The 940-nt window shown below is 44.7% G+C and carries 1 protein-coding gene; it reads right to left on the bottom strand.

What is annotated here, in order from left to right:
- Window positions 1–940: FimV family protein (locus tag A3735_RS31385; RefSeq protein WP_369820558.1), on the bottom strand; the 940-nt coding region annotated here is incomplete at both ends.

Raw genomic sequence — 940 nt, 5'->3', positions numbered from 1 at the left:
CTCGTGCCAAGTCAAGCTTGGTAGACGCTTCATCAGTACCTTCAAGGAAGTCAAACTCGCTTGCATCACCAAGGTCTTCATCAAACGACTGATCTGCATTCATCTTATCTGAAGCTTGCTCAAGAATATCATCGCTGATAACCGGCTTTTCGGCACCTAATGTTGCGTCAGACTCTAAATCTCCTTCTCCGCCCTGAGCTAATGATTCAACGATGGCTGAATCACTTAAATCTGAAGGCAGCTGAATCTCGGTTTCTTGCTCAAGCTCGCCGCTTAAATCTATGTCATCAAGATCCACGTCAAGAATCGCATCATCAAACTCACCAGAGTCTGACAACTCATCAGTAATCTCATCTACAGTTTCGTCTAGCACATCACTAGGCTCTAGAAGCGAGTCATCCAAGTCAGCAGTTAATTCTGCATCGAGTGATTCATCAATACCTAGATCATGCTCTTCATCTAGTTCAACACTGTCAAAGTCAAAAGATTGTGGTTCTTCCTCAAGCGCTTCAGCTTCAGCCTCAATAGACGCTTCAACCTCGCGTTTTGAGGCCTCAACCTCTTCCATCTCGCGATCTAGCTCAAGCTCATGTTCTTTATCTTCTAGCGACACCAACTGCTCATCCAGCATATCTCCGCGGATAGCGCTCGCTTGATCTAAGGCTTCAGAATCCTGAATTGCTTCTAATTCGCTATACTGGCGGTTAAATGCTTCAGTATCACCACTTTGCTTATATACTTCCAGCAACTTCAAGCGCAAGTCTGTTCTAACAGGTTCTTCTGAAATTGCACTTTCAAGAACTGCTGCAGCCTGATCCAGTCTGCCATAGGCAATGTAAACATCAACTTCAGCGATTACATCCTCATTTTCCTCGCCAGAGACGGCAGGCTCTTCTTCAGCAAATAAGTCTTCATCTATGTATTCGTCATCATCTTCAAG

The sequence above is a fragment of the Oleiphilus sp. HI0061 genome (genome assembly GCF_001635675.1).
This window is presented reverse-complemented; position numbering and strand designations above follow the sequence as displayed.